The sequence below is a fragment of the Ideonella sp. P3_A4 genome (genome assembly GCF_056403075.1).
Genome location: NZ_JBFUGE010000036.1, coordinates 1 through 24,801, shown reverse-complemented (window position 1 = coordinate 24,801; position 24,801 = coordinate 1). Strand labels below are relative to the sequence as shown.

The window sequence follows — 24,801 nt, the reverse complement described above, 5'->3', positions numbered from 1 at the left end:
CAGGTGGTCAGCGGCCGAGGCCACCGCCGAACAATCTCACCACTCGGCGCCAGCCTCGTAACCCAGGCGCTTCAGCGCGTCGGGGAAACGCTGGTTGAACGCAGCTTTCAACTCAGGCGTGAACACGTTGACCCACTGACGCCCCTCACCGGAGCGGATGTGGTCGGCCGGATCGCTGCCCGCGGCACCGCCGAACAGCGACAGCTCGCGCACGAACTTCAGCGCCGTCTCCAGCCGCTCGCCCTCGTAGCCGAGGAATTCCATCATCGGCTTGAACAGCTTCAGATCGCGGTCGACGATCAGCTCTTCGTAGCGGGCTTCGAAGCAGATGTCCTTCTGGCTGTAGTCCCAGCCCACCATTTCGCGGATGGTCTTGCCGCCGGCATGGTCCATCTCGAACAGCAACTTTTCATGGTCGCTGCCCAGTGCACTGATGGCCTGACGGTAGGACTTCCCGCCGTATTCCTTCTTCGGATTGTTGGCCCACTTCTCCACCGTCTTCACATGGTAGAAGCAGCCGGAGATGATCACGTCGCGCGGGTCGCGGATGACATGAATGGCACGCACGCCACGGCCCGCGAACCGCGTTTGCAGAGCCTTCAGGTCGACCTTGCTGTGGTCTTGCAGAAAGATGTCGGTGTTGGGCGGCAGCTCGGCCTGCGCCTTGGCGTGCAGGTGCAGCTTCTCATGGCGCTTGAGCGCACGGAAGATATTGGCCATCCAGACCGAACCGGTCTTGTGATGGGTGCAGACGACGATCAGCGGTGATTTCATCGGACAACAGGGCGCGCCGCGCGCGCCTCAGACAAAGCGAATGGAAGGGGGCGGCGACCAGTGGGCGGGCAAAACGCAGCCACCGGCGCCTGGCACTCAGAGCGCCGCAGACTCCAGGTCGCGGATCTCCTCGTAATTGGTGATCACTGCAGAAAGCGGCTCGTCGATCACCTTCTTCAGCGCCGGCTGGCGCTCGAACTGGTCATCGACGCCCAAAAAGGCGGCCAGGCGCTCACACACGGCAGGCTGGAAGTCGCCGGCATCGTCGAACACGCCTTCGTAGTCCAACGACAGGCGTTGGCCATCTTCGAAGGAGCTGTCGACGGTGTCGGCGGCGCGCTTGCGCTTCTTCATCGACGACAGCACCAAGGCGCGCTCAACGGCCACGGGCCGCTTCTCGGGCAACTTGGACGAATCGTCTGCCGGCTTGTGGTAACGGCCGGTCTGCACCGCCACCAGGTTGGACAGCACCGAATAGAAGTGCTGGCGGCGCAGGTGAACCACCTTCAGCTGGCTGCGCTTGATCAGGCGCAGCATCGGCGGGTTCGTGAACGGCAGCTGCCAGGCATCGTGCACCAGGTTCAGGTGCTCGTACTTGATGTCCAGCAGCGCGATGCCGTCCTTGTCCTTGGGCACCAAAGACGCGACATAGGACAAGAAGATCTTGTTCTGGTGCTCCGGGAACACCATGTCGGGATCGATGGCGATCTGCTCGCGAAGGTACTTGAAGAAGCCTTGCGGGTTGTTCGAGTTGAAGATCTCACCGCGATCGCGCACACGCGGGTGCGAGGCCAGCATGCGGCGGAACACCGTGGTGCCAGAGCGCACGCCGCCCATGAAAAACACGATGCGGCCCAGGTCCTCTTCGCGGATCACTTCATGGGCCGGACGGTCTTTTTGCTTCATGCGGGGGCGCTCCTGGTGGCGACTGGGAAAAAGGGGGACAAGGGATATGACGGCACTGGACGTCGGGCTTGAAGTTTACGCGCCTGCTACCAGAGCACGTTCTTGACCGAAATCGACTTCCAGATGTGGTTCCAGCCAGCATCGCTGCCATAGCGCGCTTTTTCTTCACGCTGGGCCTGGGTACTCAGATGAGCAAGATTCTGGCCGAGCGTCATCACCAGGTCGGTCAGTTGCCACAGGCTGATCTGCGCCGGGTTGCCGTCGCCTTGCTCGGGCTGGATCACCGGAACCTGGGCACGTCGGAAAGTCTCGCGGAACATCTCGAACTCCGGCGCGTCGCCGCTGAGGTCGAGCACGGCCAGAGGCAACGGCCGCATCAGGCGGAAGCGGCCGAGCATGGCGACCAACTGCTTGCGTTCACGACTCGGCGCTGCAGTGGGTGGTGGCAGGCTGGCATCGGGTTCGCCGACCACCACCTGGGCCGGTGCCCAATCGGGGTGGAATTGATCCAGCGCGTCGGCCAGCACATCAGCCAACTCGACCTGATCGGCCCGCGCCAGCAACAGCACTCGCTGTGGGCCGCCCTCGTTGTTCAGCAACCAGGGCCGCCAGCGCCAGAACGGCACGGTCACGAAACGGGATTGCTCGGCGGCGGGCACCGGGGCGGACAGCGGGTGGCTGTCGATCAGGGTCACCTCATGGAACTGGGCGGTCAGGTGCGCCATCCCCGTGCCGAGCATCGTCGGCTGGAACATGCGCACCACATCGAGGCGGACAAACAGCGGCAGCCGCGCCGGCTGCTTGCCCAGCGTCAGCATTTCAGCGCAAACCCGCGTCACCCAGAGCGTCGCACGACCGTAGGCCGCCAGCACGTCCTGCAGGCTGGCCTGAGCACTCGGCAGGCCCAGCGAGCGGCCATTGGCCGGCTCCAGCCCTGGGGCGATGGCCAGCTTGCAATGCGTCGACATGCCATGGAAGGCTTCGAACAAGGCGCTCTGGTTGGTCGGCAACGGCTGGTCGAAGTACAGCACCACCTGGGCCAGATGGCGCATCAGGTTGACTGTCTGGAAGATGTGCTCGCGGTACGGCGAATCGAGCTCGAAGAAGCTGCGGTCGACCGTCATCACCACCGTCGGGTAGTTGGTCAACCGGCGCAGCGTGTCGTCGAACGCAATCTTGGCCTGCGCCCGCACCAGCGCGTAGGTGCGGGTCGTCGTTTCGGTCAGGCCCATCAGCAGCTGACGATCGAAGGCGATGTCGCAGCAGACCTCGGCGACCTCTTCCATCGTCTCGCACTTGTGCCAGGGGTGGCGGGTCGGGATGCCTTCCAGCGCATGGCCCATCGCGACCAGCGGCATGCCGGTGGCGAAGGCCTCGACAGCCTTGATCTTCAAGCCGGTGGAGAACGCCAGCGGCACGATGACCAGATCGACATCGCGGTAGAACTCATCGGTCGAATCGACCGGGCCCACCAGCTCCACGCCCGGCATGCCTTCAAGATCGGGCAGGCGGCTGCACATCGCGCCGACGAAACGGATCACCACCGGCGCCTCGCGCCGCGCCAGGATCGGTAAAGCCACCTTGACGAAGGCACGCGCATTGTTGACGTTGATGGCGTTGCCCGAACCGAGCATGCCGATCACGAGCCGGTTCGCGTCCTCGGGCCGGCGCACACGCGGCACGCGGTGCTCGGGCTCGATGTGCGGCATCGTGATGCACGGCGTGCTGCTGATGCTGCGGTAGAAGTCGGCTTCCTCGTCCTTGATTGCCCAGACCAGCTGCGCGCGGTTCATCGCGATCGCCTCCTGGTCATCGGTCGTGTAGAAGAACTCGGGCGCGATGCCGTTGTCGTCCAGCAGCTGGCGACGGCCGGTGAACTTGTCGTGGGTGTCGAGGATCTTGAGCGTGTTCGCCGGCGCGTACTCGAACGCCTTGCTCATGTAGGCGTAGTTGACGATGAACGCGTCGAAGCGGTTGCGCTTGAACAGCCACTGCAGGTAGTCGCGGATCGAGTCGTCCCACCACTCGTCGATCTTGTAGTCCGCGCCCTCGGGCTTGGTGTAGGTGTGGCGGGTCGCGGGCAGCAGGTGGAAGCTGTCCCACTGGTCGGCCATCTCACGCACCAGGTCGTCCGGCAGGTAGTCGAACCACCACTCCTGCGGATAGAAGACGAAATGGATTCGTGCACCGCGGCGCTGCAGCTCGCGGCAGACGGCATAGATGCGCTTGCGGTTGCCCTGGTCGGTCGGCGCCGTGGGCGTCGGCGACAGCACCAGGATGTCGGCACCCAGCAAGCTGACCTCGGGCTCGGCCAGCCGGGCCATCAGCTCGGCATGCAGAGCGGCGTGCGGATCCGCACCCGGCAGACCCAAAGACCCGCCGGTCGCGCCAGCGGCCCGGGTGGACAAGGCCTCGGCTCGGCGGTTCATGGGGCGGCGCTGACAGAGCCGACTGCTGCGGCAGGCTTGTTGACCTTGTTCGCGATTGCATCAGCCGGCCCGGGCTCGACCGACTTCAGCCACTCGGCGAACTCAGCTTCGCTGATCTCGCTGACGATCAGGCGCAGGAACGGCACGCCCAGCTGCCGTGTCGCGGTCTCGTCCTCGYTCGACGGCACGGTGCTCAGGTGCTCGGCGACGAAGGTCAACCGGGTCACGCCCAGCGATTCACGCGGCAGCAGCACCCCTTCGAAGTCGAGCACCCGGTGGCCCGGGCGCTTCAGCAGCGGCAGTGTGATGTCGTCGCTGATGGCGTGCAGCCCTTGCGCATGCTCGGCACCCCACAGCGGCATCTGCAGCACAAAACGCAGCGGCACCGAACGATCCAGGTGGAAGTCGAAGTGGAACGCCGCGCTCGGGCCGGTCCAGCGGAAGGGGTTGCCGACGCCGTCGCGTTCAAGGCCGTAGAAACTGCGCTCGGACGGCATCGGCATGCCGGCCTCGATGACCGCCTTGCGCCGACCGGCGTACTGGGTGCGGGCCTGCGGCAACAGGATGTCGCGGCTTTTCTGGACCAGTTTGATGACGTCCATTTCCTGGCGCAGCGCCGACAGCTCAGCGGTCAACTCTGCCAGGGCCAGCCGGCCAGCTGCCAGCTCGCGGGCCAAGGCATCGAGCACGTTGTGTTCGCCGAGCTCGTCGCGGATTTCGCGCGTCAGAGTCTTCAACCGGACCGCCTTGTCTTGTTCGCTCATGATCAGGCCTGCCAAAAAAGGATGTAAGACTATTTCAGGCGGCGGAATTTACCAGCCGGCATATGGCTTGATCCCCCCTAGGATCAAGCCTGAAACACAGGGATACCAAGTCAAATACGTGACGCCAGCCAACGGGCCAGGCGATCAACTTGGCCGTCGTATTCGGCGTCCAGTGCCTGGCGGGTGGTGGCGGCCAAAGCGGTCAATTCTTCCAGGGCGGACGAGCCACTCGCCCGACCGAACCGATCGAACAGGTAGTCGACCAACGCCGCGTTGTCGTCGAACATCGGCATCTGCCACAAATGTGTCAGACCCTGGGCTCCCGGCAGCGTGGTCAGCACCGGCTTGCCATAACAAAGCGGCTCGACCGTCTTGATCTTCAGCCCGGTGCCACCCACCATCGGATTCAACGCGATGTCGATCGCGTCGTAGAAGGTGTGCAGCTCCTGCACGAAGCCCAGCTTGATGACGCCGGTGCCGTCGCGCACATGGCGGCAGACGCCGCCGGCCACCACGATCGGGTGCGCGAACGGCACACCGCGCGCCTGCATCTTGGACAGGAACTCGGCCATGCTGAGGATGTTCCAGTCGTTGCCGCTGCCAAGGTAGCCGAAGGTCAGCGGGCGGTCGCCACCGCGCGCTGCGAATGGGCGCAAGGCGGGCTCGACATACGGCAGGTACAGGATGTTGCGGTGGCCCCGGGCCGCCAGTTCGGCCGCCTCTTCCTTCTGGATCGCCAACGCCGCGTCGGCGCGCCGCAGCGCGACGTCTTCGTCGGCATAGCTGGTGCTGAACCACTGCGGCTTCATGCCGGCGGCGGTGTACTTGGCACGGCGCTCGCCGAAGACGTCGTGGGTGTCCAGCACCTTGACGACGTCGGAGCCGAACTGCTCGAGCAACGGCGAATACCAGACGTAGTTGACGTGGACCACGTTGTAGCCGCGCAGCCGGTGCATGTCGCGCGCAGCCGCGTCCAGGCCTCGGTCGTACCAATCGACGATGCGGCACACATGGCCGGGCTGGATGTGCTTGGGTGCGCGCGAGCGCACCACGTTGACACGCCCGAACTCGCCCGCCAGTGCGTGCGACAACGCGGGGTCGAAACCTTCCTCGTTGTGGTACAGCAGGTCAACCTCGTAGCCCTGGTTCTTGTACAGGCGCACCAGCTGCATGATGCGGCGCGAGTTGCCCTGGTCGGCCGGCACCAGCCGGTTGAAGGTGACCACCAGGCACCGCGGCGCGGCCAGGCCGCTGGGCGCAAAGGTGGAAGGCGTGGTGCTGCTGGACAGGTCCATCATGCCGTTTCGACGGTGAATTCAGCCGCGCCGATGTCGCAGAAGCCATCGTTCGGCACGGCATCGCGGGGCAGCGACAAGTGCAGCAGCGCGTCACGCCCCGGGGCGACCGCCGGCAGGGCCAGTTTCAGGAAGGCGCCGTGTTCGGTGTAGTCGACCGCCAGCGGCGACAAGGACTGRCCGCCGAGCGCGATCTGGCTGCCATCGATGCGGGCGCGCACGTTGCGCAGCAGCAGCCGCGCCTGGCACGGCGCGCCCCAGGGCAGCAGCATGGCCCCGAGCCCGCGGCTGTTGAACAGCGCTCGCCCTTCGTGGGCAATGTGATGCGCCAGCGTCGGGCTGCCGGCCGCGGCCAGCAGCACCGGATCGATGCGCAAACGCAGTCGCAGGTGGGACTGATCCAGCCGCTCGACATGGATGTCGGCTTGGCGGGCGCGGGTCAGTTGGGCCGCGAGTGCAACCCCCCGCTCGGCATCATGCAGCCCAGCGTCGCCCAGCGCACCGGCCAGACCTGCACTGGCCAACACGCGGGCGCCGCCGGCCTCGACGGGCTGCAAAGCGCCCTGGCGAACCAGGCCATCGAACGCGCCCCAGCCCCCCGCTTGCGGCATGCCGAACAACAGCAGCGACGCGCGCGCCTGAAGCGCCTTGGCGGCCAGTGCAGCCATGGCAGCGGCAGAGTCGCGCTCGGCCGGCACAGCGACCAGGCACAGCGATGCCCGGCGCAGCATCTGGCTGGCATCGGCCGGCTGCTTCGCGGCATCGACACGCAGGCGTGGTGCAGGCTGGCCATGGGCGATCAGCACATGGTCCTGGTAATGGCGCGGCGAGGTGTGGATCCAACCGATCGGGCCTTGCGACTCGAGCAGCGGCAGCACGCGCAGCGTGTCGGTCAACACCACTGGCAGGCCGTTGCCGAGCGCCCCACTGCGGGCCAGGCTGGCGGCAAACAGGTCGACCCAGACGTCGACGATGAGCGCCGCTTTGGTGGCCGTGAACGCGGCGTCAGGCGCATTCATGGCGCGACCTCCCAGGCTGCGTCGAGCAAAGCACGGATGCGCGGGTACAGGGCTCGCGGGCTCAGCGATTCGGCGCGCTGCGCTTCGACCTGACGGCGCGCGGCGCGGTCCGACGCCTTGGGCATCGAAGCGCACAGCGACTCGATGCTGGCATGCAACTGGTCGACCAGCCCGGCGCCGATCGACACGTGGTCGATCAAGGGCGATTCGAATTCGGGGTACGAGCCGATGTCGACCGTGACCACGCGGCCACCGCCCATCACCGCGCGCGGCAGGATGCCGGACGTTTCGCCGTAGGTCGGGTAACGCAGCACGAACGACAGGTCGGCGCGGCCGAGCAGGATGTCCAGTTCACGGGCATCGAGGTAGCCGGTCACCTTCGGGCCATCACCATCGGGCCAGAGCTGGCGGATGCGCTCGGACACCGCGTACTCGTCGGCCCGCTCCTCGCCCGCGAACAGCAGCTTCAGGCGCGGGTGGCTGGCGCAGGCGCGCGAAAAGGCCACCAGCACCTCGTACAGCATCTTGTTGCCGGTCAGGAAGCCCGGCACCAGCAGCAGGATGTCGTTGGTGTCGATGCCGAAGCGCTGCAGCACCTGGTAGGCGTCCCAGGCCGGCGGCGCCGGCGGCAGCACGAAGTGCGGGATGCGCGCCAGCGGGCGGCCGTTCTCGGCTCCGAGCGGGATGTCGAAGGCGCCGCCGCGAAAGCGCGACTCGGCATAGCGGCTGTGCAGCATCAGGCCACGCGCCGATTCGGCAATGCGCCGCACCATCAGGCATTCCTGGTACAGCAGGCCGGGCGTGCGGCCGAGCGAGCCGTCACGGGCGACGAAATCGGCCGGTACGTCGTAGCCGGTGTCGCGCACCCAGTGGTTGAACATGCCGTTCGAGCGCTCCATCTGCAGCGCCACCTGGTGCATGTAGAACAGCGACACGTCGTGCACCACCACCACGCCCGGGAAGCGGTGCAGGTGATCGAGCATGTAGGCGCAATCGCCGTTGTTGCCAACGTTGTAGAGCACCTGGGCCCCACGCTCGGGCTGGCGAGCCAGGAAGGCAGCCTCGTCCAGCACCTCGAAGGGCGAGCCCGGAAACTGGGCCGCGGCAGCGCCGCTGCGGCCAACCTCGGCCACCAGGCTCAGGTCGAAGTCCTGCGCCAGCATCGGCAGGTATTCAACGATGTAGTCGGCCAGGCCGTTGCGCTGCGGCGGCAACGGCGAAAAAACATAGAGGCGTCGGCGCCCACCTGCCGCCATGGCAGGCGCGGGCCGGACCCCGGGGTCAGCGTTACTCAGCACGGCGCGGTGTCTCCGGCCTCGTCAGGCCTGCGCCGCATGCGGCGCGATCGGCCGCACTGGGGCGGTCGACACGCCGGCCGGCGCGGACGCGGCAGGCGCCGGCGCGACCGGGCGCGYCAACCATTCGCGTTCGAAGTTGGTGCGCTGCAGCGTCAGCATCTCGGAGCAGATGTTGACGATCTCGCTCTTCAGCAGCGCCAGCCGGGCCGGCAGGGCCTCGGGGTTCTGCGTCAGCACCAGACGCTTCAGGAAGGCCACCTCCGCCTCCAATGCCGCCAACTTGCGTTCGCTCTCGCCCAGCGTCGCGACACCGATCTGGATCGGGTAGCTGCCCAGCGGCTGGTTGTCCGGGCCAACCACGCTGATCTGGTTGACGCCGTTGACCAGGCGGTCGATGCGGACCGGGATCGAGAAGTGGTGCACGCTGCCGTCGGCAGCCGACTCGTAGAACGCCAGCGGTTCGGCGCCATGGTCGTTCAACCGGGCCAGCAGCGCGGGGCGCTGGCTGACGCCGTGCAGGTTGACCACGCAACCCTGCAAAGCACCCGCGGCCAGGCCGTGGAAGCGCACTTGATATAACAGGTCGACCGGGGCGCCGTCGGTCAGGCGCAGCAACTCGTGCAGGCCCTGGATCGAGGTTGCCAGCACTGGCGCGCCGCGGGTGGTGCGCACTTCCAGCGCGACCATGCCGTCACCGATCTGGCCGGGCAGCAGCGCGGCTTGCGGGATGCGCAGCTCGAAGGCCGAGTGCTCACGCGAGGGCAGGTTCAGGCCGGCCAGGTCGCGCGCGAAATCAAACACCGACAGGTTGGCCACGGCCGAGGCGACACAGCGGCCGTCGAGCCAGAGCTGAACCACGTCGAACGCCAGCGCGTCGTCGGCGGGCACGGAAAAACCGATGATGCGGCCATGGCCCCAGTCGATGCGRGCCTGGGCGAGCGGCACGGCGCCGATGGCGGCGGGGTCGTTGGCGTCAGAGGAAGTCATGGTAGGGCCTGCAATGAAGGGCAGCAGCCTGGACCGTCACGGCGAAGGCCTGGGCGCACAAGGCCCAAGCCGCCGCCGCCGAAGGGCGATCAGGGCGCGGTTTCGAAAACGCTGGAGGTCACCGGCGCTTCGCTGGCAGGCGTCACCACCAGCGCAGCCGTCAGGCGGCGGATCTCGAAGCTGCCGCGACCCACCGGGTTGAAGAACAGATGGAAATCGAGCGCGTTGATCTGGGACGGATCCAGCATGTCGACGCTCAGGCTGTCGGCCGCCAACTGGCCAGGCTGCAATCGCAGTGTCCGCTCGCTCCAGTGCTCGCCGACCTTCCAGGCGCACTTGGCGTTCATGCCCGGCATCGGGGTGCCACGCACCTCGACCGCCAACGACAGACGCGCCGGGCCCGCTGGCATGTCAGCCAGCAGCGCGCGTGCGTCGATCACGAACGACAGGAAGCTGCCGTCGAAATCGGCGTGGTTAACGACCAACGCGTAGTGCTCGTCGGCCCCGCGCGGCTGGCTGACCTGAATCACCTGCAGGAAGCCGTTGCGGTAGTCGCTGTAGACGGCGGTTTCGTTGCCCAGCCGGTAACCTGACGGCGGGTTGCTCGCCGAAGCTTGGCTGCTGGGCAGGCGCAGCCAGGCCGGCGCCAGGCTGCGCTCGGCGCTGCCTTGGTCGTGCCCGGCCAGCGGCGACAGGCCGACCGGCTCGCTGCCGAGTTCATGGCCGGCCACCAGCTCGCACAGCTGATCGATGGTGTCGTTCAGGCGGCCACGCAGGGCCTGAAGCTCGAGGGTCAAGCGATGCACCTGTTCATGGCGCCGCGTATCAACAGGATGTGACATGGAAGAATCAGCTGCAAGTGTTGGGCCCGGCCGGTGTCAGGCGTCCGGCAAGCCAGCGCTCGACCGTCCCTGTGGGCATATTAGCTCGACGTTCAGGCGGCTTTGGCGGCTTTGGCCGCCTTCTTGGCCCCTTGAATTTTGTTTGAAGTCGCGTTGAGATTGCCTTCCGGCTTGGCACTACCGCCCTCCGAGGCTTCGTAGCCGTAGCGTCGACGGCCTTGCGCACAAGCGCGGCGGACCACCGCCTGCTCGGCCTCGGACAACACGCCTTCGTCCTTGTGATCGATCTGGCGGGTGTTCAGCTGGGCAAACCATTTGGCGTCGAAAGGTTCGCCGATGAAGTCCAGCAGCAGCTTCAGCTGCGACTCGGGCTCGGCCACGAAGTCTTCGTAGCGCAGCTCGAACACCCGCGCCGGGTAGGCCCGCTTCAGGCCGCTGACGATCTGAACCGCTTCGGTCCAGTAGTTGCAGGCACCGGTCAGGTTCTCGACCTTGACGATGCGGCCGATGCGCAAGCTGGCCACCACGTTGACCGGGTCGCGCACGATGTGCACGAACTTCGAGCGCTGCATGCTGCTGGCCGCCAGCAACGCGCCGTAGACGTTCTGCGGGGTCTTGTCGAACCAGCGCGTGGCGCCGGGCTTCTTGCGCTGCAGGTACAGCGCCATGTAGCGGGTGTACAGCTCGGCGCGGGAGCCACACTGGCGCAGCAGTTCGGCGAATTCGGGCTCGGTGATGCCGTCGATCTCGCGGTGCTTCTTCAGCACCGCGTTGTTGGACAACGAGCGCGACATCGCCTCGGTGCCATAGGGTTCACCCCAGCGGAAGAAATGCGTCTCTTCCGGGCAAGCCAGGTTCGGATGCATGCGCAGTGCGTCGCGCAGCATCGTGGTGCCCGAACGCACACAGCCCAGGACGAAGAACGGCGGCGGCGATTCGGGCGCCTCGGCCGACGCCGGCGCTGCGCCCCCGGCTTTCTTGTTGGCCATGGGCGCAGCGGCGGCAGGCTTGGCTTTGGGGGAGGGGGCGGCCGGTTTGTTCATGAGAAGAAGGCTTGGTCGTCAAAGGCACGGGCTGGGTCTATCAGCCGCGTTATTTCCAGAACTGCCGCCAGGCAGCGCCCGTCGCGACATGGTGAGGCGCCGGGTCGAGCGCATGATAAGCGGTGCGCAGCGCCAGCAAAGTGGCGTCACCGAGCTCCGGACCCAGATCGCGCAATGCGACCGTTTGGCAGGCACGGGGGATATCAGCGGCCGAAAGAAAGCGCTCGTCAGGCAACAGACCGCCGTCGCGCATGGCTTCGAGCACCGGCAGGATGACGCCGGCATCGGTGGCCTGATCAAGCTCCGCCAGCGCCGTCGCGGCACGCTGCTCGCGGGACAACGGCGGGTCGACATCGATCACCGTGGCACGGCTGTCGGCGCGGATCACATCGCGTGCCCAACCGGGCCGACGCAGGTCGAGTCCGAACGCCGCCGGTTGCACCGGATCGGTCTGGATCAGCTCCAACAAGTAGGCGGCCGGGTCATGGTCACGGCGGTAGAGGTCATGCGACGCAAACCCGCGATGTCCACCGGTCCCCGCGATGCGGGCGGCCTCGCGATCGAAGGGTGCATCGAAGATCGGCAGCCGGCCGTCGCCACGGGCTTGACGCAGCAAGGCCATCAGCCAGGCCCGCGAGCTGGCACGCAGCACGTAGTAGCGGCGTTTGTTGGTGCCCAAGGGCCCGCGGCCCGGGTTGTCCACCGTGCCGATGTGGGCTCGCAGCCCTGTGCCGGAAGTGACTTCAGCCACTTGGCGCGCATGGTGGGCTGTGGGCGTGCCGACCCGGTCGAAATAGCTCAGGTCGGACTCGGCCAGTGCGGTGCGCGCGTCGAGCGTTTCGGCCAGCGCCAGTGCTTCGGGCGCGAGCTTGCGGGCAAAGAAAAACGGCTGCGCCAACAGGTGATCCAGATGGCCGTTTTCGAGCACCAGCGGCTGGCCGCGTGGGCCGAACTCGTAGTACGTCAGGTTGAAGCCGGCGATGCGCGCGCGCGGGCAGATCTTGGCCACCAGCGTCTGGATCGCGAACTCGTCGGGGATCCAGCTCCAGCGCAGCCAGCGGCGGATGTCAGGCCGCTGCAGCTCTGTCGCCACCGCTGTCGCCGTGGCCCGAGTGAGGCAAAACCACTGCGAGCCGAAATGGACCGTCACCCCCTCAGGCACCTTGCGCCGAATGCGGAATTCACGCTGCCGATCGGTGGCCCATTCGAACCAGCGGCGATGGGTCCGGTAATTGAACGGAAAGTAATACTCGAAACGTTCGCTTTCCAATCCGTCCTGGATCCAGCGCCCTTGGCGCGGGTCCTGGGCCTGGATGAACTCAATGCCGGGCCGTTGGCGCAGAAACGCCTGCAAGCTGACCACCGGCCGGTACGGCACGCATGAAGCACTCAGCAGCACCAGGTGCTCAGCGCCGAATTCGGTATCCGCCAGGGCGGCCGCCATCAAGCGCCGCGTGGCCTCGACCAGCGTGTGGTCGCCCCAGCGGCATTCGAGCGGATCGTCCACGAAACGATAGCGCCCGTCGGCCGGCAGCTGCCGCTGCAGTTCGGCGCGCTGCGCCGCACTGCGCGCCCCGTCGTAGTGGATGTAGGTCGCCACCTCGAGGTGGCGGAAGAACGGCGCCGACAGTCGGCGCGCCACCACCGCCGGCGACTCATGGCACAGCATCAGCAGCGCCAGGCGCGGCCCGGCGGCCGCTTCAGGGCTGGGTGGTGTCAGCGGAACCATCGCGCCAGCTGCCGGCGCTTGAGCTCGTCGACCAGCTTCGGAAAATCGGCAATGCGCTCTTCGAGCGAGCCGGGGTTTTGCTTCTGGATCGGCTCGCTGACTGTCTTGAACTGGTGAGCCGAGCCGACAAAACGCGCGATCTCGTTGAGCTTGCCCAGGCTCTTGATGTCGTTGTAGTCGATCTGCAGGTAGCTCTGGCCGGTCTGGTGCAGCACCGTTTGCACATCGTTGTAGTACAGGCTCTGGCGCAGTGAGAAGGTCACCAGCTTGTTGATGTCGACCTTGACCGGCTTCGGCGGCGCCTTGGCCGCCTCGGTCGTCAGCCAGACGCCGGTTTCGCGGGCGGTTTCGAGCGAGATGTAGGCTTCCAGCAGGTTGCGCGACAGCACGACCTTCTTGACGTTCGGGTCGTACAGCAGGCGCGCGGTCATCGTGTTGCTGTGGTCCAGGAACAGCCGCAGGCCGATGAATGGGCGGTCGCAAACCTGGTCGACCTGAGCGAGGAACGCCTCTTCATCGGCATTGCGCGGCGCCGGGTCGTCGCGGGTGTAGCCGGGGATCTTGACGCCCGTCTGGTGCGAGAAGCCGATGAACGCGGGGTTGAACAACTCGCCGTGGCAGCGCAGGTCCGGCAGCAGGTTCAGCTGGCGCTCCAGGAAGTTGGAGCCGCTGCGCATCATGCCGACCAGCAAAAAGGCCGGGCGGCTGAAGACGGGTTTCTTGTTCTGGGGCGGCTTGATGGAGATCTTCAACACGAATCCTTGAAAGTACCCAGGGCTCCGCGCAGGGCGCGGGAACTGTACCGCAGGGCATGGGGTGGGGCGCGAGCGGCGCCTCAACGTTCGGTGTAGCAGCCTTCACGCCAGCCCATACAGCCGGCGCGCCAACGCCTGCTTGAGGGCCACCCACCCGCCATCGCGCCAGGCCAGCGGCTGGTCGAGCGTCTCGGGTGGCCCGCACTCGCCTTGCAGGCGCTTGAACCGCGAGCCCCAGTGCACCACCGCACCATGCTTGTGCTCGTAGTACACCGATTGGGCCAGGTACTGGCCGCTGACTCCCAAGCGGGCCGCCACCATGTGGGGGTGATAGCGCATCGCCAGCATGTGGTCGCCTGGGTTCGCTGGCGGCCCGCGGAACAGCAACTCTTCGACACCCGCGACCCGCAGCTCCGGCAAGTGCTGACGCAGTCCTTCGACGATCTCCTGCTCCAGCTTCGGTGCGCATTCCCAATACACCGTCTCGCCGAAAGCCGGCGCGTGGTGCTGCAACCAGGCGCGGACATCAGCCCGCTCGAACAGGTTGCCCGACCGGTAGCCCGACAGGTGCAGGCGCCGCAGCCCGGCCGAACCCGCCTGGGGTGATACGGGGTAGAGGAAAGCGTCGTCCTGGCCGCACAACAGCGCCGGCGCCTCCCCGGTGAGCTGCCTCATTCGGCTGTGGCCGGCCACATCTCGCAGCTCAAACAGTGTGAAGGCCTCTATGGCTTGCTTCAGCGGCACCATGTCTTCGCCCTCGGCAAACTGCAGCGGCGTGATGCCGATGCCGGTGGCGATCGCGGGCAGCTGGAAACTGCGAGCCGCGTCGGCCAACATGCCGATGAGAAACGCAGACTGGGGCGCGAGCAAGGTGTTGATGTAGCCGCCGCCGTATAAGTGCAACAGACGTGCCGAACGCAACTGTGCAATCGCCTCGGACAGCTCGGGGTGCCGGCGCCAGTGGTTTTGACTGAAGAAGCCCAGCCCATAGGCCAGGTTCTTCATGAAGCCGCCCTTGCTGCGGTCGTGATGAACCCGCTTGAGGCGGGAGACGAACTCGACACCGGGGTAGCGGCTTCCAAATAGCGTGGTTGAGCCTGCCACGCTGTTGTTGTCGACCACGACCTGTCCCCCGCCCCGGCGCGGCAAGACTTCTTCATGCAGAAAACGCAGCCATTGCAGCAAGATCAGTTCGTCACCGTAGTTGGGCGCGCCGCTGCCTCCGATCAGGTAGTACATAGGGTCCTTGAGATTCGTTTTTCAGGCAGCGCTGCGGTAGCCGAGGTGCACGTAGTCGGCCTCGTACAGGCGGTCCAGTTGGGCTTGCAGTGCAGGGGTCAGCACGTCCTCGAACGAAAACGGTGCTGGCGGGTGCCGCCACGGGCGGGCATTGACATCCGGCACGCGCCACACACCGGCCTTGTGCAGGATCAGCGCCATGTCGGCAGCGAAGTTCTCGACCTTGCCGACCTGGTCGATCTTCAGGTGCTTGCGGTACTGCACCAGCATCGGCCCCTGTGGGCACCAGTGCGGGTCACGCCGGACGTCGGTGTCACCGGCCAGGTTGGCTTCGACGAAACGCAGGAACGCGGCGAAGTTGTCGCGCTGTTGCTCCAGGGAGGGCGGCTCGTCCGGGCCCGCCAGGCGCAGCCCCCAGTTCCGCTCCAGGGTCTGGCGGATCGCGGCGAAGCTGTGGCGGCCGGTTTGCGCGATCTTCTCGTTGAAGCAGGCGTAGGCACGGCGGCCTGGGTCGCGCACGAAGGTGAACACGAACGCCCCTTCGTCCAACTGCTGCGTGATCAGCGCGTGCGTTTCGTCCTTGTTCTCGCGGCTGCGCCGCAGGCCCGGGTGCTGGTGGACGTCTTGCGGCTGCTCGGGGTACGCCCCCTGGGCCAGGTACAGCAGGTGGTTCTGGACCGTGGTGCTGGCGCACTTGGGCAGGTTCAGGTAGACCAACGGCACCCTGGGTGCGGTGACGATGCCCATCGGCCAGCGCGAGACCGGACGCAATTGGCGCGGCGTGTCCGGCAGGTCACTGGCGTGGGACACCACGGGGGTGGGTTCGTCGCCACGCCAGCTTTGCTGCAGCAGCGCCGCGCGCGCATGGTGCGGATCGAGCGTCAAGGCTTGTGCCAGGTGGCGCAGCCGGCGAGGCTGCCACACGCCACGCTCCGCCAGGCGAACGTGGTAGTCGGCCCACCGCACACGCTCCCTGGCCAGGCGGCGAAAACCGGCTTCGTCGAGTGTGCCGGCCAGCGCCTGGTCAAACACCGCTCCCAACAGGCCGAGGCCGTTCAAGGCCTGCGCGGTCGTGTGGCCGACAAACGGCAGCCGCAGGTTGACGCGGTTGTGGGTCGGTAGGCGTTCGGCATGCAGGCGATCCTTCACCTGGTACGGGTCGTAGCAGACGTAGACGCGCTGCGCGGTGGCGGCACCATCGACACCGTCGACAAAGTCGCCGCGCCAATCCGGCCCACGGCGGCCGGCGAAGCGCTGGTCGAACCAGACCCGGTCCGGCGCCAGCGTCGACTGGGGGTTGAGTGCCAGCACCGTGCAGCCGGGTGCGGCGGCAGCCAGGCTGAGCGCCGCATAGCCGCCCATCGACGGCCCGTAGAACATGACCCGCTCGAAGCGACCGAAGAAGCCTTGCGCCTGCAGCGCGCGAAACAGCTGGTGCAGCTCGGCGCTGCGGTACCAGGCGGTCGCCACGCGCTTGACGCCCAGCACCGAGTGGCCGCGCTTTTGCAAAAAGGCCTGGCCCCAGACCGGCCGGTTCAGGTCAGGCTCGGCCTTGCCCATCGTGGCCGGCTCGAAGCTGACCACCAACGCCGGTCCACCCGGCAGGAAATCGACCTGGTAGCCCTGCAGGCGCAACATCGCCGCGCCGCGCTGCCCGCAGCGCGCGATGAAGTCCTCGATCGCCCCTTCGGACAAGGCCATGGCCGCCGCCTGACGCGTCAGAACCAGGCGCCGGCCTGCATGAAGCCCAGCTCCTGCAATTGCCGTGTGCCTTCAAAGCGCACCGAGACCTCGGGATCGAACAGCACCGGGTCGCCGGCGTCGAGGTAGGCCTTGTATTCGGCGCTGCCGTCGTAGTGCTCGCCGCGTTTCATTTCCTCGGCGGCCTTCTGCGTCAACAGGTTGACGTACTTGAAGTGGAACAACACACCCGACACCGCCTGGCGGTTGCCGCGCACCGTGCAGTTGATCTCGCGCCGGTTCGTGTGGTGCATCGACGAGACATAACGCAGCCCCGGCTGCCACTTGATCAGCGGCACCTTGTTCAGCGCCGGAGCCTTCATCGGGTCTTCGGCAAAGAAGCGCCGCATCCGCACGCCGCCCTGGACCCAGAAGCTGCCGCTGCCCTCGTCCCAGCGCTGGGTCAGGTTGAAGCGGTCGAAGTAGGGGCAGAGCTGAAAGGGGTCGGTGTCGGCAGTCAGCTGCGCTTCGCTCAGGCGGCCGGCGCCGTAGACGTCGATCAGCGGCGCGAACAGGGCGGGCTGCTCCAGTCCGTCCATGTAGCGCGTCAAGCTCCTCAGCCCACGCTGCTCGCAGTACGGAAAGAGCAGGAATTCGTCCGGATCGACGGTGACGCACCACTTGCCCACGCCATGGCCGGCCAGCAGGTGGTTGCACCAGTCCATGCCGAAGTTCGACGCCTTGTAGCTGCCCTCGGCACGCCAGACCGAACAGTCTGGCTGCTCCAGCAGGTAGGCCTCGGTGTCGTCGGTCGACGCGTTGTCGACGAACAGAAAGTGCGCCACGCCCAGGTGGCGGTAATGGCCAAGAAAACGGGTCAGGCGCGGGCGCTCGTTGCGCACGCACACGACGACGATGCACCAGGCCTTGGCAATGGCTTGGGCGTCGACCCGGCGCGGCTGCAACTCGGCACCATGGCGGGCGATGCGCTGTCGGGTGGCGAAGTCGTCCAGGCTCAGTTCCATGGGATATCGGCGAAGGATTGAGAGTCGACGTAGCGGCGCGACACGGCCGGGTCGAACATCATGCCGCGGGCCTCGTCCCAGAGGGCGCGGTATTTGCGGTATTCCTCGGCATCGTTGTAGTGCTGCTTGCGAGCCACCTCTTCTTCCACCTTGGCGCGAAAGCCGCGGTGGTACTTGAAATGGGCAAGGAACAGCGGCTCGGGCGCGCGTTGCACGCCGGCTGCGTAGTGCAGGCCTTCGGACCAGCGCACGAACGGGTGGTAGCGAAGCAGCGGCACTTTCTGCGCGGTGTAGTGGTTCGGCGGCGAGCCGGGCAGCATGCGATGGCGGGCACTGCTGACGTAGCTGGGGCTGTTCGAGTAGCTGCCCGAGCCGAGGCGCCAGCGCAAGGCCGGCACGGCGTCGAAGCACGGCGCTTCGGCGAATGGCGCGCCCCGCTCGAAGTCGGCCGCGTCGAGCGGGCCCTCGGGGTACATGTCGACCATCAGCGCCAACGCGGCGTCGTGGCCACCGGCGTCCAGACGGGCGCAACGCACCGCCAGCGTTTCGGTCTCGCAACCCGGCCAGACCAGGAATTCGTCGATGTCGACCACCAGCGACCAACGGCCCTGGGCATGCGCGGCCAGCATCGCCTGCTGCCAGGCCACGCCGTAGTGCGACAGCTTGTATGGGGTGTCGACCGAATACAGCATCACGTCCGGCTGGCCCAGCAGGTACTCGCGGGTGCCATCGTCGGACAGGTTGTCGGCGATCGTGAAGCGCCGAACGCCCAGCGCGCGGTAGTGGGCCAGGAAGTGCGGCATCAGCACCCGCTCATTGCGGGCGACGGCGAACACCCCAACCTCTTCGGTGGCGGGTGGCGCGCCGGCCCAGGGGTCGCGCAGGCGTACGAGCTGCTGCGAACCGCGGGCACCGACGAGGCTRGGCGCGCGGTCGGTCGGCCAGATGCGCGGAGGTCCGTGCGGCGTCGCGCTGTTCAGGCAGGACGCCAGCGGATCGCTCACGACGCCGAGGGTCAACACACTGGGCGAACCGGGGCCGGGCGGCGGTAGCTCGAGGAAGCCGACGACCGGCCGGGCGCAAAAGAGCCATTGGCCACGTTGGTCGAGCGATACGCCGGCTGCGGCCAGCAGCTTGGCGAGCAGCCGTTCTTCGTCCAAGGCCTGCGTCAGCCAGGCCGGCGCGCCATCGTCGTCCAGCCGGTCCAACGCCCAGACCAACGCCTGGCGCGACAGGCCCAGGCCGCTGGCCACCCGGGCCGTGGGCAGATCGGCCAGCGAGAGGTCCAGCCGCAGACGGTTCGGCTCGGCCTGCACCTGCCGGTTGACGGTGGCATCGGCCGCACCGTGGTAATGGGCGTTCAACACGCCGGTGTTGGCCAGCCAGGTGCCGAGCGTCGGTGTGGTGTCCGCGTCGATCACGTAGAACTGGCCGTGGTCACTGTGGGTCAGCAAATAGCGCAGCAGCTCGATCAGGCTGGGTTGCGCCAGCCGTGGCAAACCGACGTGGGCACCCGCATCGATAACGGCGTCGCCTGCCGGGTCCCACAGACACAGGCTGATGCCCGGGCACGTACCTCGTTGCAGCGCATCGATCCACGGCGACGCCGCGGCCATCGCTTCAGCGGATCGACGCAGCACGACCAGCACGCTGGTGCCTGGCGAGCTTGAAGGTGACTCGACCGAATCCGGCAGCGCCGTGGCCGCCTGCACCCGCTCGGCGCCCCACACCGCCGCCGCGACCATCGACCAGCGCTGGTGCAAGGGCTGCACCCAGGCCGGCGCCCCGACCTGCCCAGCCCAGTGGGCCAGACCCGCGCCAGTGGCGCACAGCGCGGCCGGTGGCCAAGGATGTTCGGTTTGGCGCGAGGTGCAAGCCGCGAGCGCGAACTCCAATGAGTCGGCGAGCACTCGGCCCGCTTCGGCCGCCAGTTCGGTTGGGGCCGAGTGCGCGACCTGCAGTAACAGGGGCAATCCGATGAAGCCGGCCCTCTCTCCCGCTGCAGCGCGCAGCCGAGCCAGCGCCGCTTGGCGCCGGTCGGGGTCGTTCGTGGCGCCCGCTTGGCCGAGTTCATGCCGCGCCGCCCAAGCCGCCGCGCGGATCGCGACCTGCGATGGCCAGGGCGTGGGGCTGACCTCTCGCCAGGCCGCCTCGGCGCGATCACCCTCCAGCCCGGTGCGCAGCCGATCCGCCAGCGGCAAGCCGGTCTGCCAGGTCTCGTCGGCGTCCCCATGGGCGGCCGCGGCCTGCAGTGCATGGCGCTGCAGCGAAGCCGCCTCGCCTTGGCCATCGGCACAGGCCCACGCCAACAGCGCGTGAGTAGCGGCGGTCTCGTCTGTTGCCACCCCGGCCTTCAATGCGGCGAGCACCGGTTCGGCTCGCGTGCAGGCCGCTGCCAAGGCAACCGGCCATTCGGCCGTCGGCAGATCCTGCCGCGCGACCTGCCAGAAAGCGGGGGCCAGCGCATAGTGCCGCAGCGCCGACTGCACGACCTGTTCCGCTAGCGTGTCGTCGAGCCAGGGCCGGCAGCGCAACAGTTGCACTTGGCCGCGCAGCAAGTGGTGATCGTGCAGGCGAGACCACAGCGGGTCAGCGGCCAGCGACTGCCACAAGGCCAGCATGGCCTCGACGAACCGGTGCAACTCCTCGTCGTCGAGCATCGAGCCCGCGTGCAGCGCTTGGTGCACCTGGGTGATGGCGTCGAGCACCGTGACGGTGTTCAGCCAGCCCCCCGCGCCGGGCCGGGCAATGCGCTGCGCCAACGCCACCGCCGCCGTCAACCGCCGTGCCGGCAGTTCATCGCGCAGGCGCAGCGGCAGCAACAAGGACAACTCCCAGCGGCTATCGTGGCGCTCCAGGCTGTCGAGGTGCTCGTTGGCCAGCAAGGGCCGCAACCCGGACAGGTCACCCACGTTGCAAAAAGTAGGGATCAGGCTGGACAGGAACGGCTGCAGGCGCTCAGCCGGTTGCCCGGGATGCTCGGCCAGCAGCCGCTGCAAGGCCTGCTGAAGCAATGCGGCGCCGTGTTCGCCAGCCGCTGCGACGTCGCCAAGCGCTGCATTGAAGGCCTGCTGCAGGCGCCAAATCGCACGCGCGTCGTCGTTGGGTGTTGCCGACGCGGCAAAGCGGCTCGCGTCGCCTGCCAGCCACGGCATGAGGGCCTCGGCATCGGCCCCCGTCACGTGGTGGCGCAGGCGGGCTTGCGCCTCGACGGGCCACTGCGCCGGCAAGCCGGCCACTAGCGCATGCTCCAGCGCCTGAGTCTGGAGAAAACCATGATCGCCTGCCTGCAACCAGGCCTCGCTGGCGATCGCCGGATGCTCGGCACCGGCGCGGCTGTCCAGCCAGTGCAACGCGGACTGCATCATGGGCTGCAGGGCAGCGCGGGCGAGGCGACGCGGGCGAGGCCACAGCCTGTGCCCGTTGACATTGAGCTGGACCCAGGCATCGGCGCCAGGCGGCGTCGCCGCCCAGATTTCGCTCGGCAAGTCGAGCTCGAAACCGCAGCGCGGGCCGGCCCCGGGCAATGCCTGGCGCACATCGTCGCGCGCAACGCGTCGCGCCCGCACTGGCCATGACTGCCGATGGCAGTGCACGACAAAGCTGTCGTTCTGCGCCGCGGTGTCGCTGACCCAGCCGCTGATCCGCAGCCCGTCGATTCGCTCGGCCGAGGCCCGCAGGCTGTCGGGCCGCGCCGCGCCGCCTTGCTGCCACTGGGTCTCGGCCCACAGCGGCAGATCACCGTGGCCCAGCGCGGTGGGCACCAGCAGCGGCTGCAACCGTGCCCACTCGGCGGTTCGCTGCGGCGAGGCCGGCATGCCGGCCACGGCGTCGATCCAGGCAACGAATTCGGCTTCGTCCAGCGCTACCAGGAGCTCTGCACTGGCCTCGCCCTGAACATGCAGCACACAGCGCGCAGGCTGCGCGCCAAAGCACCGCCACCAGTCGGCCACGTCCAGACGCAGCGCGAAGCCGCTGTCCAACGCCACGGCGCCGCCGCAATGGGCTTGCACATCGGGCCGCGGCAGACGCTCCACATGCGACGGCAGGCGCTGCCCCTCGTGCCGCAGCGCAACCTCGGCCGGCTGCCCGTCTGGCGCCAGCGCCCAGCCTTCGACCGCGAGAAATTCGACGCGGTCTACTGCATGGCGGCTCACGCCGCCACCCGCAAGGCCTGCGGCGGCTGGGTGGCGGCCAGCAGGCGGTCGGCCAGCTCGTCGGGTTGGTCGGCCAGCGCCAGYGGCAGCAACAAATGCGCCGGGTCGTTCAGACGTGTGCGTTCAGCCTGGGCACCCAGGTCGAACACCGCGATGCGGCGGCCGCTGCGCAGGGCCCCCGACAGCACGTAGCAGTAGGTCTCCGGCCAGATCGATGGGATCAGCACCACGTGCGGATCGGCGGCGCTGATTTTTTCCAGCAACTCGTTGTCGAAGTAGCGGCCCAGCAGCCCAACGCCCTGGTCGGCCAGGCGCGGATCGTCCATCGAATAACCGAGCAGCGAGACCTTCAGCGGCAACGCCCGGTTGCGCACCGATTGGGCCAGCCCGAGCACGACGTCGTAGCCCTTGATGCGGCTGATGGCGCCGATCACCAGCACGCGCAGCGACTCGCCCGGCGCTAGGCGCAGCGGCGGCAGTTCACGTGGCGGCGGGTCGTCTTCGTGTGGCTCGATGCTGACGCGCAGCTGCGGCGCCATCTGGGCCAGGCGGCGGGCGACATCGGCCGACGGCACGATCACCTGCTGCGCCGCGGCCAGCAGTTGCAGCGATTGCGCGCGCCAGGTCTCGATCGTGCCGGTCTGTTCGATCAACTTGTCCTGCGTGAGGCAGCGGTTGCAGTCTTGGGTGCTGGGCTCGCCGCAATGCCGCCCGTCCGGCGTGACCAGATTGACCCGCGGACAGACCGCGTAATAGTCGTGCACCGCCAACCGTATCGCCAGGCCCAGGCGCTGCGCAGCGCCCATCAGGTGCTGCGCGGTGGCGGCTGGGAAATCGATCAGGTGGTGCAGGTGGATTTCGCTGATCGACAGCTCGCGCAGCGCTTCTTCGAGCATGCCGTCCACGTGCAAGGGCAAGGCGGCCAGGTTCTGCAGGCCGTACAGGCCGGGGTGCAGCAGCGCAACGCAGCCGACCTCATGCGAAGGCCGCAACTCGAAGGCCGCCGCACCCTGGGCCAACAGCTGCTGGGACTGCTCCAGCAGATGGCGCTCGGTACCGCCGCCGCGGTTGTGGCAGACCAGCAGCACGTTGCGCGCAGCCTTCAGGCGTTTCAACCGGGCCAAGTCCATCCGGGCTCGGTAGACCCAGGCGGGATCCTCGGAAATATGCCGCGCCACGTCGGCTTCGTAGTGCGGGTGCAGCTTGGCCAAGGTCCTGATGGCCTTGGCGGTGYGCTCGGCGGCCTCGCCCTTGAAGCTGACCGAGYCGACATGGCGCACGAACACGTCGCAGGCCAGGGCATTGCTCCAGCCACGCCGGATGGCCCGCTGGCAGAAGTCATTCTCTTCGCCGTAGCCACGGCCGAAATGGCGCTCGTCGAGCAGGCCCACATCGCGGATCGCTTCGCGCCGCATGTACATGCAGAAGCCGACACCGGTCGGCGTGCTCACGTGTTTGCCCGGGTTCACCTCGGCCGCCAGCCTGTCGACCTCAGCCGGCGCGATCTCCAAGCCCAACCGGTTGTCGCTCAAAGTCTCGGGGTAGCTGCAGATCGTCGCGTTGTTCGACAACGGCGTCACCGTCGCCAGACGCGGGTGATCGGCCGCATGGCGCATCAGGCGGTCCAGCCAGTCGTTGTAGACCTCGGTGTCGCTGTTCAGGATGACCACGTCGCGGTCACGGTGCAGCCGCAAACCACGGTTCACCGTCTTGACGAAGCCCTGGTTCATGCGGTGCTGCTCAAGCGTGAACAGGTCGCGCCCGGCCAGGCTGCGCAGCATCGCGTTCAGCTCCGGCACCGGGCCGGCGTCGTTGATGACGATCACCTCGTGCGGCGTGGTCACCGGGGCGCTCAGCACCGTCCACAGGCATCGCAAGGTTTCTTGCGCACCGCCGTAGACCGGGATGATCACGTCGACCACCGGCTCCGCCGTGCGCGGCCGTGGCGTCAGGCTCGCCCAACGGGCCGGGTCGAGCATGTCGGCTTCGGCGGCATCGACGGCCGCCGCCGGCATGACCCGCGACATCGCTTGCTTGTCGTTCAGGTGATGCGCGACGTGGCCGGTCGCGAACAGCGACAACGGGTTGCCCTTGGACACGCGCAACCCGGGCTGCGAGCCGAGCAGGCGCCGCATGTCCACCCCTGGCAGCGGGCTGCGGCCTTCGCGCCAACCCCAGCGTTGGAAGTGTTCCAGCGCGTCGAGCCCGGACTGGGCCACGTCGGGGTTGCTCTGCAGGTAGTACTCGGCGTCGAACCACGGTGTGGGCGACAGGCCCTGGAAGCGCGTCACCAGGCCGTAGTGCAGCAACCGGTTGATGCCGTGGCGCGGGCCGCAATGCGCGTCGTAGTGACGCAGATCGAACAGCGGCGTCGGCGACAGGTTGGCCCCATCACCGACCAGCACGTAATGGCGCAGCGGCGACATGCCGCGCAGCTCACTGGGCTCGATCTGGGCCAGGTAGTGTTCGCGGTCGAACAGGCCCAGGTGGCGCGTCAGCTCGATCTCGAACGACAGCAACGCCTGCCGGTTGCCCCACAAGCGGCCAACCGCGCGCACCAGGCGGATGCCCTGCAGCATCACCTGGGCGTCGAAGGCACGCTTGGGTACCGCAATCACAAAGCCGCCTCCATTGCCGCCCATCTCTCGCCCGACCCGACTCTCGTGGAGCCGTGCCGGGCGTCTACCGTCAGAAGGTGGTCAGCACCTTGGCCGAAATGGCCAGCTGGTAGAGGATGGACGTGATGCCACGGGCCACTTCCACCCACTTGGTCTCRACCTTCGGGAACACGATGATCTCGTCACCAGGCCCAGGCTTGGTGCCGCTGGGCGCGATGCTGCCGTCAGGACGCATCAGCAG

Annotated in this window: 17 protein-coding genes; all 17 read right to left on the bottom strand. The window is 67.4% G+C overall.

Annotated features, from left to right (window positions below):
- Window positions 1–36: 36 nt before the first annotated feature.
- Window positions 37–774 (bottom strand): sulfotransferase domain-containing protein, encoded by a 738-nt coding sequence (locus AC1DYI_RS06600; RefSeq protein ID WP_477203283.1) that lies wholly within the window; start codon window positions 772–774, stop codon window positions 37–39.
- A 96-nt stretch (window positions 775–870) separates the two neighbouring features.
- Entirely contained in the window at window positions 871–1,680 is an 810-nt protein-coding gene (locus tag AC1DYI_RS06595; RefSeq protein ID WP_477203282.1) for a hypothetical protein, read from the bottom strand.
- A gap of 86 nt (window positions 1,681–1,766) precedes the next feature.
- Window positions 1,767–4,109 carry a glycosyltransferase gene (locus AC1DYI_RS06590; protein ID WP_477203281.1) on the bottom strand — a complete coding sequence of 781 codons (2,343 nt, stop codon included), beginning with the start codon at window positions 4,107–4,109 and terminating at the stop codon, window positions 1,767–1,769.
- Window positions 4,106–4,873 (bottom strand): hypothetical protein, encoded by a 768-nt coding sequence (locus tag AC1DYI_RS06585; protein ID WP_477203280.1) that lies wholly within the window; start codon window positions 4,871–4,873, stop codon window positions 4,106–4,108. The genes AC1DYI_RS06590 and AC1DYI_RS06585 overlap by 4 nt, the downstream gene beginning before the upstream one ends.
- Window positions 4,874–4,983: 110 nt before the next feature.
- Window positions 4,984–6,171, bottom strand: coding sequence for a glycosyltransferase (locus tag AC1DYI_RS06580; protein WP_477203279.1), 1,188 nt, complete (start codon window positions 6,169–6,171; stop codon window positions 4,984–4,986).
- A complete protein-coding gene (locus AC1DYI_RS06575; RefSeq protein WP_477203278.1) occupies window positions 6,168–7,187 on the bottom strand; it encodes a hypothetical protein in 1,020 nt (339 codons plus the stop codon). The genes AC1DYI_RS06580 and AC1DYI_RS06575 overlap by 4 nt, the downstream gene beginning before the upstream one ends.
- A complete protein-coding gene (locus tag AC1DYI_RS06570; RefSeq protein WP_477203277.1) occupies window positions 7,184–8,485 on the bottom strand; it encodes a glycosyltransferase family protein in 1,302 nt (433 codons plus the stop codon). The genes AC1DYI_RS06575 and AC1DYI_RS06570 overlap by 4 nt, the downstream gene beginning before the upstream one ends.
- Before the next feature lie 21 nt (window positions 8,486–8,506).
- Window positions 8,507–9,472 (bottom strand): hypothetical protein, encoded by a 966-nt coding sequence (locus AC1DYI_RS06565; RefSeq protein ID WP_477203276.1) that lies wholly within the window; start codon window positions 9,470–9,472, stop codon window positions 8,507–8,509.
- A gap of 89 nt (window positions 9,473–9,561) precedes the next feature.
- Entirely contained in the window at window positions 9,562–10,269 is a 708-nt protein-coding gene (locus AC1DYI_RS06560; RefSeq protein WP_477203275.1) for a DUF6478 family protein, read from the bottom strand.
- A 137-nt stretch (window positions 10,270–10,406) separates the two neighbouring features.
- Window positions 10,407–11,303, bottom strand: coding sequence for a sulfotransferase family protein (locus AC1DYI_RS06555; RefSeq protein WP_477203274.1), 897 nt, complete (start codon window positions 11,301–11,303; stop codon window positions 10,407–10,409).
- A 103-nt stretch (window positions 11,304–11,406) separates the two neighbouring features.
- A complete protein-coding gene (locus AC1DYI_RS06550; RefSeq protein ID WP_477203273.1) occupies window positions 11,407–13,086 on the bottom strand; it encodes a beta-1,6-N-acetylglucosaminyltransferase in 1,680 nt (559 codons plus the stop codon).
- Entirely contained in the window at window positions 13,074–13,838 is a 765-nt protein-coding gene (locus AC1DYI_RS06545) for a hypothetical protein (RefSeq protein ID WP_477203272.1), read from the bottom strand. The genes AC1DYI_RS06550 and AC1DYI_RS06545 overlap by 13 nt, the downstream gene beginning before the upstream one ends.
- 105 nt (window positions 13,839–13,943) lie before the next feature.
- On the bottom strand, window positions 13,944–15,080 hold the full coding sequence (locus AC1DYI_RS06540; protein ID WP_477203271.1) for a hypothetical protein: 1,137 nt from the start codon (window positions 15,078–15,080) through the stop codon (window positions 13,944–13,946).
- 21 nt (window positions 15,081–15,101) lie between these two features.
- On the bottom strand, window positions 15,102–16,781 hold the full coding sequence (locus AC1DYI_RS06535; protein ID WP_477203270.1) for a sulfotransferase family 2 domain-containing protein: 1,680 nt from the start codon (window positions 16,779–16,781) through the stop codon (window positions 15,102–15,104).
- Between the two features lie 17 nt (window positions 16,782–16,798).
- A complete protein-coding gene (locus AC1DYI_RS06530; protein WP_477203269.1) occupies window positions 16,799–17,785 on the bottom strand; it encodes a glycosyltransferase family 2 protein in 987 nt (328 codons plus the stop codon).
- On the bottom strand, window positions 17,776–21,942 hold the full coding sequence (locus AC1DYI_RS06525) for a glycosyltransferase family 2 protein (protein ID WP_477203268.1): 4,167 nt from the start codon (window positions 21,940–21,942) through the stop codon (window positions 17,776–17,778). Before AC1DYI_RS06525 ends, AC1DYI_RS06530 begins: the two co-directional genes overlap by 10 nt.
- A complete protein-coding gene (locus tag AC1DYI_RS06520) occupies window positions 21,939–24,560 on the bottom strand; it encodes a glycosyltransferase (protein ID WP_477203267.1) in 2,622 nt (873 codons plus the stop codon). The genes AC1DYI_RS06525 and AC1DYI_RS06520 overlap by 4 nt, the downstream gene beginning before the upstream one ends.
- Window positions 24,561–24,801: the final 241 nt, after the last annotated feature.